Below are 12,481 nucleotides of genomic sequence, written 5' to 3'. Positions count from 1 at the left end.
TGGTTAAAAGTGTCCAAATGGATTAGGGGGCTAAAAAGTTTGTCCACCTAATTCATACAGAATCATCCAATATGGCCTTTTTCAGCAGAATTAGTGATCCTTTTTCCCACATGGGATATTTCATGGCCAAATGAGCTCATTTAGTGATCCTTATTCCATTTGGAATAATAAACCGCTTCATCAAGTTCCAAGTTCAACCTCTCTAAATGTCGTCGTCCTCCTGCGCAGCTTTGCGGGAAGCACGGGTTTTGAAGAGATAGGCCAGCAGCCCGCCGGCAAGAAAGGTGCCGATTACAGGCAGTGGACGCTCTACAACCGCGGTCAGGAATGGCAGACCGGTCAGCACAGCCAGCAGTAAATGCGCGCGGAAAATGAACTGAATCGTACTGCTTGCCTTGCTGCCCTCCGGCAGAGGATAGACGGTCAGCCAGAACGACTCACTGTGCAGCTTACGCAGCGCTGACAGCTGCACGCCCATGATGAACAGGAAAAACAGATAAATGCCGCTACCCACATAACTGCCCCGGTTCCACCAGACCAGCAGCAACGACAGAACTGCGATTCGCAACACAATGCCGAAGATGTCGCCCCGGGCGAAGCTTTTAGTCAGGAGGAAGCGGTAGGCGGTACTACGCCGCCATGAGATGCCCCCGCCCCATTTGGACAAATAACGCCGGACATAAACCCGCTGCTCCCGTCCCGGCACATCCACGAACCAGCCCAGAATCATCAGCGCTATCGCACCCTGATTGCGTTCGGTAGCAATGAGGCGTTCCCAGGGAACGGAGTGCCGTCCGGGAACCGCCAGCGCCGCCAGATAGGCTGAGGCCAGAATCACGATGAAGATCAGCGCACGCAGAGAGGGTTGCCACAGCCATGCGGCAATCATCAGCCCAGAGACAGCCCAGCGCAGCAGGTTATACCCAAGAGATGCCGGACGGGACAGCATGGTAAGCTCCCGCCACAGACCAAAGCTTGCCAGCAGCTTCACCAGGATCAGGACAACAAGTGTGGCAAACAGCATTTGATGAGAATCATCCGTGCGTATGTAGAGGGGCCACAGTGTAATCAGCACGAAGGCCAGCCGCAGAATCTTCCAGACATTCCCGGCAACCCAGGCTGGAGCGAAATATTCCTTCATCCGGTGCCCCTGCGGCAGCAAAAAGATGGTGTCAGGACTCTGCAGATACGTCCTGAAGCTGCTGTGGGCTACCGCAGGCAGAAGGAAAATCAGCATGATCCAGCGGATTGGAATGCCTGCCGGAATATCACGGAGTAGTGAAGTGTACCAGGCCGAGAAGATAATTAACACCAGCAGGAACAGCATGGCTACACCGCTCTGAATGATATAACCCATGTAAGGAATCAGGCTCCCGGTGAACCGGCTGCGCCGCTGCCGGCGCAGCTCCTTCAAATCCATATCATTTCCCTCCTTGAACCAATTCGTAGAACAGCTGCTCCAGATTCAATCCCTGCAGCCCGGCAGCCGCGGTCATTTCCGCCAGCGTACCCTCCGCGATCACCTGGCCGCGGTGCAGGACAATGAAGCGGTCGCAGTAATTCTCAATGGTGGAAAGAATATGGGAGCTTAGCAGAATGGAAGCCCCGGATTTCTTCAGATCCAGCATGAAATCGAGCAGGGAACGGATGCCCAGCGGATCCAGCCCCAGAAAAGGCTCGTCAATCACATACAGTGCCGGACGTGCCACGAAAGCGCACATAATCATGACTTTCTGCTTCATGCCCTTGGATAAATGCGAGGACAGGGTATCCATCTTGTCTTCCATATTAAAGAGTGCGGCCAGCTGGCTGCTGCGGGATTCATAATCGCTGCGGTCCACGCCGTAAGCCCTGGCGGTAAATTCGACATGCTCTCGGACCGTCATTTCCTCGTAGAGCAGCGGCGATTCCGGTACAAATGACAGTGCTCCATGATAGGCTTCCGGATCACTGCTCCGGGTCTTGCCCTGGACGGTGATCTCGCCTTTATGCGGTGACATCAGGCCCAGAATATGCTTCATCGTCGTGCTTTTGCCTGCTCCGTTCAATCCGATCAGCCCGACCATTTCTCCAGGCTGCACCTGAAGGCCGATATCATGAAGCACCGGCTTGTTCAGGCTGTATCCTCCGCTTAAGCCCGTAATTTGCAGTACGGGGGCAGTATTCATTGACCATCACCTCTCGGGGTTTTGTCTTTCAGCCATTTGGGCGCTCCCTTATTCTTGCGGTTCTTCTCGCGCTCCGCACTGCTGCGCGCCTTGCTTGCAGGAGCGCCGCTCCGGGCCCCTGCGGCGGAACCCGGGCTGCGGCGCTGCTGATCGCGCCGCTCATCGAAGCCCGCTGCCGTACCCGGCTGCGGTGCTTGTATCCCGGCTGCGGAGGCCGGGCCTCCCGCTGCCGAAGTCCGCACCTGCGGCTTGCTGCTGCGCGCCGCAGATCCGTCCGCGCGCGGGCTGCTGCCCTCACGGCGTCCCGAATCCGTCCCGCCGCGGTACTCGCTGCGGGCCTCATCGGCGGCGCGTACCTTGCCGCCTACCATTTCCTTCTCCTCCAGCTGGATGTCCAGCTCCTTGGCGAACTTGCGCATGATGAACGTCTGCTGCTCCGTGACGATCGTTACGGACAGGCCGCGGCGTCCCATGCGGCCTGTACGCCCGGCCCGGTGCACATAGTGCTCCGAGTCGAAGGCCGGATCGAAGCTGACGACCAGCGTCAGATTCTCAATATCCAGACCCCGGGCGGCCACGTCGCTGGCCACCAGCACACGGAATTTGCCGTCACGGAAGCGGGCCAGCACATTGCTGCGCGTCACCTTATCCGCATCGCCGTATAATGCGGCTGCCGTCAGACCCAGATGGTTCAGCTTCGCAGTCACCTCAGCGATATCGTCGGTGGCATTGACGAACACAATCGCCCGATCCGGGTTGTAATGGCGGATCACACGGCGCAGCATATCTATTTTATTACGTTCCTCGCTGACCACGTAGTGATGCTCAAGGCTCTGCGCGGTCATGACCCCCGGATCAATGCCGACTTCAGCCGGGTTCTTCATCTCCCGTGCTGCAAGTGCCTTCGTCTCCGGTCCGATGGTCGCGGACAGCATGACCAATTGACGCGTACGCAGCGCGCTGCTGACGATCTTCGCCACCTCGCCTGCTCCGCTGAGCTGGAACATCTGGTCCGCTTCATCGATGACAATCGTGGTCACCTCATGCATCTTCAGCTTACGCAGACCAATCAGCTCCCGGATGCGTCCGGGGGTACCCACAACAAGATGCGGATGCTCACGCAGCTTATCAATCTGGCGCTTGATCGCAGCACCTCCGATCAGACCCATCACCTTGATGCCACGATGAGCCCCATAACGTTCCGCCTCGCGGAGAATCTGCATCGCCAGCTCCTGCGTAGGTGCCAGCACCAGCTTCTGCATCCCTTTCTGCTCGGGATGAATTCCCTGGAGCAGCGGCAGCAGGTACGCCAGCGTCTTACCGGTCCCTGTCTGGGATGCGGCAAGCACATCTCTTCCCTCCAGCAGCAGAGGAATGGTCTGCTCCTGAACAGGGGATGGATCTTGAATGCCGAATTCCGACAATCGGGCAACGAGGTCTTCCTGGATCCCGATGGCCGCAAAAGAAGCTTTATTCATAATTGTAATTCATCCTTTTCGTTTGAGATAATATGTTCATTATATGCCAAAAAGGCCTCTCCACCAAATGGAGGGCCGTTTGATCCATTCTAAAGCCATTGTTATTATTTCCGGTTCATCATATTGTAGGTAAGCTTGTCCGCCAGACGGGGGAAAAGACCATAAAAGCGGATCCCCCATGCCGCGAAGCCGGGAAGATCAATCTCTTCCTTCCCTTTCTCGATCAGCTTCACGATCCTCTTGGCCACATGTTCCGGTGTCATCATAATCCGGGCGACACTTTTCTCATAGCTGCCGGAAGGGTCAGCTGTACGGAAGAACTCTGTAGCAATCGGTCCCGGATTGACTGCCGAGACGATGATTCCCTGCTGGCGCAGCTCCTGACGCAGCGCATTCGTGAAGCCCAGCACAGCGTGTTTGGTTGCGCTATAAGCAACGGACCGTGCCGTGCCGATTTTGCCGGCCATCGACGCCACATTAACAATCTGTCCGCTTCCCCGTTCCAGCATATGCGGGACTACAGCCTTGGTACACCGTACGATGCCCATGTAATTTACATCCATCATCTCATCGAATTCGCGGGACTCCATCTCGGTAAATGAAGCGAATTTTCCATAGCCGGCATTATTCAGCAAAACATCAATTCTGCCATATGTGCTAAGGATGTCCGCAAAGGTCTTCACTACCTGCTCCTCATCGGTAACGTCACAGATATACAGGCCAAAAACGCCCGGGATACCGGCCGCAGTTTCTTTCAGCTTGTCCTCCGAACGGGCCAGCAGGATAGGCACAGCCCCACGCTTGCTGAGCATCTGGGCCGTCAGCGCTCCAATCCCGCTCGAAGCTCCTGTAATAACAACCACCTTGTCTTGTAATACCATGAATGAAGTTCAGCTCCAATTGTCTAACTAAGAGATCATTACCTGAATATCAAGCTCTCCGATGCCTTCCATTAAGAGCGGAATGCTCAGCGCTTTGCGCGGCATTACCGACATGCCGTCTGTCTTCATCAGCTTCGGCGGAGTAATATCTACGGCTACCCCCTGATTCGACAAAATGGTGCTGGCGTTGCCGCTGATCATGTTGCCCAGTTCCGAAATCGCACTCTGGCCCATCTCGTCCATCTCCGTAATCACATAGCCACCCATCATGGCCGACACGATCTTGAGCGCTACCTGTTCAGCGATCCCAAAAATAATGTTCCCGCTCAGTTGACCTGTCATTCCCACCTGTATCCATATATGATTATCAATCAGTTCAATGTCCTTTATGCCCAGATTACCGGTGGATGGCGAGACCTGTATCACCTGTTCAATAACAATTCTTGCAGATTCTAAAAACGGATTGATTACTTCTGCTTTCATGAAAGTGCTGTCCCCCCTCTACCAGGCTTTAGTCATGTACCAAAAGTCCTAAGTAATAATGATTTATTATACTTCATATATCGGTATTATTCACCAAAAATTAATGGTCTTGTCGAAGGAATTATGAAGATAGTTTTCCGGGTAACATTGCCCTGCCGGAGGTTATCTCCTATAATTTAATCAAATGCCGACATCCGGCGTAAGATAGGTATAGAAAAGGCAGCGTCATCCATATTCATAACCCTACTCCATAAGAGGGCTCCCGGGTCCTGTGAAAAGCATTTTTTATTATCCTATAAACAAAAGGCGGCATCCGTCATCAGGCCAAAAGGGGGTACGTCCATGAATATCAGCCAGCTTGAGACGCTGATTACCATCTCCAAAACCATGAGCTTCCGCAAGGCGGGTGAACTGCTTAATTTGACCCAGCCGGCGGTATCAGCGCAGATCAAAAGCCTTGAAGAAGAGTTCAAAACTCAGCTCGTAGACCGGAACCAGCCGGTAACCCTGACAGACAGGGGACAGGTATTTCTGTCACACGCGGAACAGATTGTAAGCATCGTCGATGAGCTTAAGCAGCGCCTTGCAGATTTGGATGAGAATCCCCAGGGGCATATTATACTCGGTACGACCACCTCGATTGCCATTCAGATTCTGCCGCGAATCCTTTCTTATTTTCAGGACCAGTTCCCGCATATCAAAACTTCCATTTCGTCCATGTCCTCGTCACAAATTTATCAGCATGTGGAGAACGGCCTGGTCGATGTCGGTATCGGCTACTTGATCGGCAGAAGTCCGGGAATGACAACCTCTGTACTCTACTATGACACCTTTGAATTAGTAGTTTCTCCCCGTCATCCTCTCGCACAGGTCAAATCGGCCGGAATTGAAGCGCTTCGCAATACCCCGCTCATCCTGCTCTCGCCAGACACAGTCGGCCGTAGATTCGCGGATGATGTGTTCGCCAAGCATGGCATCCAGCCGCAGGTTATTATGGAACTGACCAGCAGTGAAGAAGTCAAACGGATGGTGGAGCTGGATCTTGGCGCGGCGGTAATTTCCAAGCAGTCGGTATCGGCTGAGGTGCGTAATGGCACCCTTAAGATCGTGCCGATTATTGAGCTTGAGGTCACTCATCCTGTAGGCGTAATCACAAAATCAGGGAAATACGTCAACTCAGCCATGCGGCAGTTTCTAAGCGACCTCAAGGGGATGCCGGAAGCTCAATTTATCGGGTCAGAGTGAGCCCCGCAATGTGAAGGTATTCCGAACTTTGCAGGTGCCCCGGACACCCGATAAAATCCCCCCGCGAAGTGAAGACTATACTTCTGAAGTTTACTTCCGCTAATTTGGCCTAAGGAGATGTTCTATCCATGAAATTCGACCTGCATACCCATCATTTCCGCTGCGGCCACGCTGACGGAACGATCAGGGATTATATTGAAGCCGGAATTGCCGCGGGGCTCGATGTGATCGGCATTTCTGATCATACCCCTTACTTCGGCAGTCCGTCAGAGCAGGCTTTTCCCCATATAGCCATGGCCAAATCCGAACTTGCGCAATATGTAGAAGAGGTGCTGGCCCTGCAAAAAGAATATGCAGGCACTATTGATGTTCTGTTAGGCATCGAATCGGACTACTTCCCAGAACATGCAGAGCTGTACCGCCGTACCTTGTCGGCTTATCCGTTTGATTACATCATCGGCTCGGTTCACAATGTGGGCGGGGTGAGCATTTTCAATAAAGGCCGCTGGAAAGGCCTGGACCAGAAAGGGAAGATTGCCAGCAAGGCTGAGTACTACCGGCTGATTACCGCCTCTGCACGCAGCGGAATGTTCCAGATCCTCGGTCACATTGATGCCATGAAGGGTAATTTTCCACAGTTCTCGGATATCCCCGCAACTGCTGAAATCGATGAATGCCTGCGCGTGATCGGGGAATGCGGCATCGCTATTGAGATCAACACCTCTGGAAGCACCAAGCTATGCGGCGGATGGTACCCCTCGGATGATATCCTGTCGCGGGCGCTGCATTACGGCGTAGAAGTCACCTTTGGCTCCGATGCGCATAAGCCTTCACGCGTTGCTGAGCAGCATGAAGCTGTGATGGCCAGGCTTAAGGAAATCGGGTTCGACCATTGGGTATACTTCAAACAGAAGGAGAAAATATCCGTGCCGCTCCAATAGTTCAGCATAAGGTATACTATAGCTACAAAAAAAAGCACCCAGCCCTGAACATGATGGACGACTGCTGCCGTCTATCGTGAGTGGCTGTGGTGCATTTTGTTATTTGGTCAGATTATCGCAGTTGAAGCCCTGCTGCTTCAGCGTATGCTGTGCATCCCCATACTGGGGATTGAGGGTGTAGAAGTGGGCTATAGTGCTGCTCCAATCCCTCTCCGTCAACCCCTGGGAATTCAGGAACTTGCGGTGGGTCAGATTGTATTCTTCAATCAGGCCCTTCACCTCCGGATTGTACCGTTCCTCATGAAGAACAGCTTCCATAGGTAGCCTTGGCTTCTTCGGCAGCTCCCCGGCAGGGTAGCCGACACACAGCCCGACAATCGGGAATACATATTCCGGCAGTTGCAGAAGCTCTATCACCTCCGCTGTATGGCGGCGAACCCCGCCTATCGGGATGATGCCCAGCCCCAGCGACTCCGCTGCAGCAATGGCATTGGATAAGGCAATGCCCACATCCGTTGCGCCTACTAGCAGAGCATCCACGTCCCTTGCGGCCTCAAAGGATTGTCCTTCCAGCTCACTTGCCACTTTGGCCCGGTAAAAATCCATGCAAAACACTAAAAATACCGGTGCTTCCGCCACATGCTTCTGATTCCCGCTCAGCACCGCAAGCTGCTTGCGGCGCTCTTCGCTCCGCACGGCAATGATGGATACCTGCTGACCGTGAACCCAGGACGGGGCTGCCTGGGCAGCTTCAATAATGGTTTTTAGCTTCTCCGGCTCCACGGGCTGCTCATGATACTGCCGGAAGGAGCGGTGGTTCATTAATGTTCGGATCACTTCGTTCAAAGGATGATAACCTCCTGGTCTATTGCTGCTGTATACAGACCATCATATCCTAATTGCCCGGGAAGCCGCCAGTCTTGGCCAAGCTGCTCTATATTCCCGATAACGGTGCCAAGGAGAATCAGCACAAAAAAATGGACCCGAATCATCGGGTCCCAACAGCATTTATATTTTCAAAAGGGGGTCATGTACTTAGTTTAACCGGACACTGTTAGAGTTTCATAACGGCATTATTTCATTTGTGTAACAATGTGAATACTTTCATTACATCCCCTGAACTGCCCGGCATAGGGAGGATTCGCTCCAGAGTTAACCCGTTCTTGATCATGACACGCTCTGACCTGAGGTTGTCGCCACGGCAGCGTCCCTCGATCTTCTGAACTCCCAGCTCCTGGATGGCGTAATCCAGCAGCAGCCCGACCGCTTCAGTGGCGAGTCCCTGCCCCCACCATAACGGATTCAGTATATAGCCAAGGACAGCCTTGTTCTCATAACGGTTCCAGTTCTGCAGCGAGGCTGTTCCAATCAGTTCGTGCCGTCCTCTGACATAAATCCCGGCATGAAGTGCGCAAGGGTCAAAGGCATACAACATCCGGGTCACCAGCTTCTCCAGATAGGTATGCGGTGAACTGTCCCCATGGCGCAGCAGAATATGAGGCTTCACTTCCGGATGCATCAGCAGCGCACTCAGCACCCCGGCATCGGTAGATGGCATCGTCTTTAGTTCAACTTTTTCACCTTGCCGTGCCATGGATAATACCGTATCGAAAGTGCTCATGGGCTTCTCCTTTTCTATGCCGGGACCTTGTTTGTACTACGCGCGCCGCAGGGTGAAAATGGTGAGTTCAGGCCTGCACATGAACCGGAATGGCATATAGGTTTCGCCAACCCCCCTGTTCACATACACGGGCATTCGCTTCTTCTCCGTATAATACAAACCGCTTATGTACTTGTTGCCTCCGTATGGCGTGTATGCCGCACCCAGAAAGGGCAGGCGGATCTGCCCGCCATGACTGTGACCGGACAATTGGAGATGGAAAGGATATGCTTCTGCCGTATCTGCATAATCCGGCTCATGCATCATGAGCAGCGTGAACATATCCTCAGGAACACCCTTCAGGGCAGCCTGGGGATCAGGCTTGCCATGCAGCATGTCGTCAATTCCTGTAACCGCTATAGTCGCGCCCCCCTGCTGTATCAGATACGATTGATTCCGCAGCACGCGGAAGCCGGCATCGTTCAGCAGACGGGTAAGCAGCTCTGTATTCTTATAATCATGATTGCCCAGGATTGCATATTTGCCAAGCGGTGCACTCATCTCTGCGAGAATCGGTACGGACTCCTTCAGATCCTCGGCATAGCTGTCCACAATATCGCCAGTGAAGCAGATAATGTCCGGCTGGGCCTCCTTGATATGTCCAGCGAGCCGTTTCAGATCATGTACATCCTTGTTAAAACCCAAATGCACATCACTGAAATGAACCAGCCGCGTGCCGGCAAAAGCGGACGGAAGATTCTTAAAGGACAATTCCAGCCGGGTGATGTCCAGCCAGTTAGGCTCCCCCTGCCAGGCGTAGCCGCTGGTGACCAGACCTGCCCCAATTACGGTAGCTGCTCCCCTTGCGAGGAACTGGCGGCGGGTGATTTTGCGGCCACCGCCTGTTTGCAGGGGAGGAGCACTGTGCCGGGTGCTGTCTTCTGTAGTAGCTGCCATGAGGCCCGGAGAAGCCCCAGACTGTTTTTTATTCATAGAGAGGTTCTCCTTTCATGCAGGATAATTGTCGGGGAAGAAGATTAATGGGCGGGCTTGGAGCGGGAAGATTCCTCATCCTCTTCTTCCTGAATCTCCTCCTTAGCCTCCTCTACCTTTTCTTCAACCTCTGATTCAATATTCACATCAATCTCTGCCTCGATCTCCTCTTCCGAACCCGGGCCCAGAATCTTGCGGAACAACCCCAGCATGGATAACGCATAAGCCACGGTGATGAAGCTGAAGCTGATCTGCATGACAACCACAAGGCGCGAGGTATTGTCCACCGGGGCTACATCTCCGTACCCGACCGTTGTGAAAGTGGCTACACTGAAATAGAGGAAGGTAATCAGCTGGCTGAGCAAATCTTCGCCTAGTCCATTTCCATCAAAGGAGGAATGTCCAAACAGCTTATATATGGATGTATATACGACAGTGAAAAAAATAATGCAGGTGAATGCTGCAATACTGATACGCACGAGCGTCTCCTGCATCCTGACCTCTTTGCTGTTGGATTCCTTGATTTCGTGAAAAATAAAGAGCACATAGAACAACATGGATGCCAGGGCAACAATTAGGATCAGTGCACGCATTCCCTGGTCCCCGGGCAAAATCGTGTGAAGATCAATCCAGTTCAGAAGATCTTCGGCGGAGATCAGCGTATAGATCAGAATCGGGATCAAGAGCACTCCTTTTCCCATCCGGCTCAGCTTCATCCGGTAAAACCACCATGAGATCATAACAATTACAGCTATATTGAGGGTCCACATCCACCATGCCATGGGCATAACACTCCTGTTCCCGGTTCCATGTCAACAACGCGGCCTATTCCGGCTTGCTGGCCACAGTAATCCGGCATTCTTCTTCGGGGGTGCCGCTGAAGGCAAGGGCGATTCCTTTGCGCTCCACATCCTTTTTGGAGACCCGGCGCAGCTTGAAACTCACCTCGACGTTCTCTGTGAATGGAAAAGGATCCAGCAGGAGCGTAGTCTTGTCCTGCCACTCCGCTGAAATCAGGCGTCCGGAGGTGAAGCTGAAGTCCTCACTTCCCGAGAATCCGTCACGGAACCAGGGATGCTCCTCCGATTTCGGGGTTCCCGGCTCACTAAGACCCAGATAAAGGGAGAGGTCATCGCAGAACTGCAGCAATCTGGCATCATAATACAATTCGCCCTCTGCGAGCGGCTTGCTGTTCTCCAGGAGACGATGGATGCGTGCCCGGCGGTCCTCCTCGTGCTTCAGGTAGGCGGTAAGCTCCGGGCAGTCCTCCCCTGACACCTCGATCAGCCGCTCATAATGTGAGCTGCATAGTAATGCACCGTATGGAGTGTCCGCTTCAATCTCGTCCAGTCCCCGTCTATAGAAGGTTAGCTTCGGCACAAGCGGAAAATCCATAAAGGTATACGGCGCACCCTCCGCATCATTCCAGAAAGGGGTCTCATCGAGATCGATCCAGCCCCGGTCATGATTGCTGACTGCCCGCAGCACCTCTGCACGGCGTCCTTCCGCCGGAACATGCTGTTCCTTGAACCATTCTGCAAATTTGCCGGCCAGCAGACCGTGCTCATGCTGCCTCAGCATTACCAAATATCCGTCCTGTTCACGACAAATCACTGTCATACCTCCCTGGTTTATCCACTGTCTGAGTGTTGCATCGACTAGTGAGATTATAACATATCCACCTATATTTATTGGAATCCAAGACCTGATACCGATCCTTGTAAACTGAATCATTCCTGTAGGACTGTGTAAAAATGTACCCGTTTTGCGGCAGGAAAGAAACAATTAATTACTTCCAAAGCAAAACACAGCACATCTCCGCTAACCCGGAGATGTACTGTGTCTTTAGCTTTTTACAGCTTTGATATACATAAGGTGGGCTGTCTAATCCTACACACCCAGCCAGCGTTTGAACATATGCTTGGTAGTCTGCTTGTTGATCTCGGCAATCGAAGTCGTCAGCGGGATGCCTTTCGGGCAGGCCCGTACGCAGTTCTGTGAGTTACCGCAGCCGTCGATGCCTCCGTCTTCCATCAGGGCATCCAGACGCTCGTCGGCGTTCATCTCGCCCGTAGGGTGGGCGTTGAACAGACGGACCTGAGAAATGGCCGCCGGACCGATGAAATTGGTCTTCTCATTGACATTCGGACAGGCTTCCAGGCAGACACCGCAGGTCATGCACTTGGACAGCTCATAGGCCCACTGGCGCTTCTTCTCCGGCATACGCGGGCCCGGACCCAGATCGTAGGTGCCGTCAATAGGAATCCAAGCCTTAACCCGTTTGAGCGCGTTAAACATCCGGCTGCGGTCAATCACCAGGTCACGGACCACAGGGAAGGTCTTCATCGGCTCGATACGCACGGGCTGTTCCAGATTATCAATAAGCGCAGCACAGGCCTGGCGCGGCTTGCCGTTGATTACCATCGAGCAGGCGCCGCATACTTCTTCCAGACAGTTGGATTCCCAGCAGACCGGAACCGTGCTGGCGCCTCCGGCATTGACCGGGTTGCGCTGAATTTCCATCAGAGCACTGATTACATTCATCCCCGGACGGTACGCCAGCTCGAACTCTTCCGTATACGGGGCCGTTTCCGGTTCGTCCTGGCGGGTAATGATAAACTTTACGTTTTTGGGAGCTGCAGCCGTTTCCGCCATATCTGTTACCTCCTAAAAGTTTTGTGAGCATTGCAAC

13 protein-coding genes are annotated in these 12,481 nt (G+C 53.3%); 2 read left to right on the top strand and 11 right to left on the bottom strand.

Features of this window, described 5'->3' with window-relative positions; genetic code table 11:
- Window positions 1-202: 202 nt before the first annotated feature.
- The 5 genes from A3844_RS17805 to A3844_RS17785 all read right to left on the bottom strand — a co-directional run bounded on the left by A3844_RS17805 (window position 203) and on the right by A3844_RS17785 (window position 5,010).
- Window positions 203-1,420, bottom strand: a complete 1,218-nt coding sequence (locus tag A3844_RS17805; protein WP_074108091.1) for an ABC transporter permease — start codon at window positions 1,418-1,420, stop codon at window positions 203-205.
- Between the two features lies 1 nt (window position 1,421).
- Window positions 1,422-2,168 carry an ABC transporter ATP-binding protein gene (locus tag A3844_RS17800; RefSeq protein WP_074084075.1) on the bottom strand — a complete coding sequence of 249 codons (747 nt, stop codon included), beginning with the start codon at window positions 2,166-2,168 and terminating at the stop codon, window positions 1,422-1,424.
- Entirely contained in the window at window positions 2,165-3,646 is a 1,482-nt protein-coding gene (locus A3844_RS17795) for a DEAD/DEAH box helicase (RefSeq protein WP_074084074.1), read from the bottom strand. Before A3844_RS17795 ends, A3844_RS17800 begins: the two co-directional genes overlap by 4 nt.
- A 104-nt stretch (window positions 3,647-3,750) precedes the next feature.
- A complete protein-coding gene (locus A3844_RS17790) occupies window positions 3,751-4,527 on the bottom strand; it encodes an SDR family NAD(P)-dependent oxidoreductase (protein WP_074084073.1) in 777 nt (258 codons plus the stop codon).
- A 27-nt stretch (window positions 4,528-4,554) separates the two neighbouring features.
- Complete coding sequence (locus A3844_RS17785; protein WP_074084072.1) at window positions 4,555-5,010, bottom strand: chemotaxis protein CheX; 456 nt, start codon at window positions 5,008-5,010, stop codon at window positions 4,555-4,557.
- Between the two features lie 342 nt (window positions 5,011-5,352).
- Here A3844_RS17785 and A3844_RS17780 point away from each other — a divergent pair, with 342 nt between their 5' ends.
- Both A3844_RS17780 and A3844_RS17775 read left to right on the top strand, forming a co-directional pair.
- The gene (locus tag A3844_RS17780) at window positions 5,353-6,255 is read left to right on the top strand and encodes a LysR family transcriptional regulator (protein WP_074084071.1); all 903 of its coding nucleotides are present in this window, start codon (window positions 5,353-5,355) and stop codon (window positions 6,253-6,255) included.
- Window positions 6,256-6,383: 128 nt separating this feature from the next.
- Window positions 6,384-7,196 carry a histidinol-phosphatase gene (locus A3844_RS17775; protein WP_074108090.1) on the top strand — a complete coding sequence of 271 codons (813 nt, stop codon included), beginning with the start codon at window positions 6,384-6,386 and terminating at the stop codon, window positions 7,194-7,196.
- A 99-nt stretch (window positions 7,197-7,295) separates the two neighbouring features.
- On the opposite strand, the gene A3844_RS17770 is transcribed toward A3844_RS17775, so the two are convergent.
- The 6 genes from A3844_RS17770 to sdhB all read right to left on the bottom strand — a co-directional run bounded on the left by A3844_RS17770 (window position 7,296) and on the right by sdhB (window position 12,444).
- Window positions 7,296-8,033: an NADPH-dependent oxidoreductase gene (locus tag A3844_RS17770; RefSeq protein ID WP_244169793.1), complete on the bottom strand. Its 738-nt coding sequence runs from the start codon at window positions 8,031-8,033 to the stop codon at window positions 7,296-7,298.
- A gap of 241 nt (window positions 8,034-8,274) precedes the next feature.
- Window positions 8,275-8,817, bottom strand: a complete 543-nt coding sequence (locus A3844_RS17765; protein ID WP_074084067.1) for a GNAT family N-acetyltransferase — start codon at window positions 8,815-8,817, stop codon at window positions 8,275-8,277.
- 36 nt (window positions 8,818-8,853) lie between these two features.
- Window positions 8,854-9,789: a metallophosphoesterase gene (locus tag A3844_RS17760; RefSeq protein WP_074108089.1), complete on the bottom strand. Its 936-nt coding sequence runs from the start codon at window positions 9,787-9,789 to the stop codon at window positions 8,854-8,856.
- 44 nt (window positions 9,790-9,833) lie between these two features.
- Window positions 9,834-10,571: an ion channel gene (locus A3844_RS17755; protein WP_074108088.1), complete on the bottom strand. Its 738-nt coding sequence runs from the start codon at window positions 10,569-10,571 to the stop codon at window positions 9,834-9,836.
- A 43-nt stretch (window positions 10,572-10,614) separates the two neighbouring features.
- Window positions 10,615-11,403 carry a DUF3891 family protein gene (locus tag A3844_RS17750; RefSeq protein WP_167374695.1) on the bottom strand — a complete coding sequence of 263 codons (789 nt, stop codon included), beginning with the start codon at window positions 11,401-11,403 and terminating at the stop codon, window positions 10,615-10,617.
- A 276-nt stretch (window positions 11,404-11,679) separates the two neighbouring features.
- On the bottom strand, window positions 11,680-12,444 hold the full coding sequence (gene sdhB / locus A3844_RS17745) for a succinate dehydrogenase iron-sulfur subunit (protein WP_074084064.1): 765 nt from the start codon (window positions 12,442-12,444) through the stop codon (window positions 11,680-11,682).
- Window positions 12,445-12,481: the final 37 nt, after the last annotated feature.

The sequence above is a fragment of the Paenibacillus helianthi genome, assembly GCF_001909055.1.
Lineage (GTDB): Bacteria > Bacillota > Bacilli > Paenibacillales > Paenibacillaceae > Paenibacillus_AQ > Paenibacillus_AQ helianthi.
The sequence above is the reverse complement of the archived record's forward strand: the minus strand, read 5'-3'. Positions and strand labels throughout refer to the sequence as shown.

What these genes read in the sequence shown, in the direction of transcription:
- A3844_RS17805 (WP_074108091.1), bottom strand. Translation starts at nt 1,420, where the DNA reads ATGGATTTGAAGGAGCTGCGCCGGCAGCGGCGCAGCCGGTTCACCGGG.
- A3844_RS17800 (WP_074084075.1), bottom strand. Translation starts at nt 2,168, where the DNA reads ATGAATACTGCCCCCGTACTGCAAATTACGGGCTTAAGCGGAGGATAC.
- A3844_RS17795 (WP_074084074.1), bottom strand. Translation starts at nt 3,646, where the DNA reads ATGAATAAAGCTTCTTTTGCGGCCATCGGGATCCAGGAAGACCTCGTT.
- A3844_RS17790 (WP_074084073.1), bottom strand. Translation starts at nt 4,527, where the DNA reads ATGGTATTACAAGACAAGGTGGTTGTTATTACAGGAGCTTCGAGCGGG.
- A3844_RS17785 (WP_074084072.1), bottom strand. Translation starts at nt 5,010, where the DNA reads ATGAAAGCAGAAGTAATCAATCCGTTTTTAGAATCTGCAAGAATTGTT.
- A3844_RS17780 (WP_074084071.1), top strand. Translation starts at nt 5,353, where the DNA reads ATGAATATCAGCCAGCTTGAGACGCTGATTACCATCTCCAAAACCATG.
- A3844_RS17775 (WP_074108090.1), top strand. Translation starts at nt 6,384, where the DNA reads ATGAAATTCGACCTGCATACCCATCATTTCCGCTGCGGCCACGCTGAC.
- A3844_RS17765 (WP_074084067.1), bottom strand. Translation starts at nt 8,817, where the DNA reads ATGAGCACTTTCGATACGGTATTATCCATGGCACGGCAAGGTGAAAAA.
- A3844_RS17760 (WP_074108089.1), bottom strand. Translation starts at nt 9,789, where the DNA reads ATGAATAAAAAACAGTCTGGGGCTTCTCCGGGCCTCATGGCAGCTACT.
- A3844_RS17755 (WP_074108088.1), bottom strand. Translation starts at nt 10,571, where the DNA reads ATGGCATGGTGGATGTGGACCCTCAATATAGCTGTAATTGTTATGATC.
- sdhB (WP_074084064.1), bottom strand. Translation starts at nt 12,444, where the DNA reads ATGGCGGAAACGGCTGCAGCTCCCAAAAACGTAAAGTTTATCATTACC.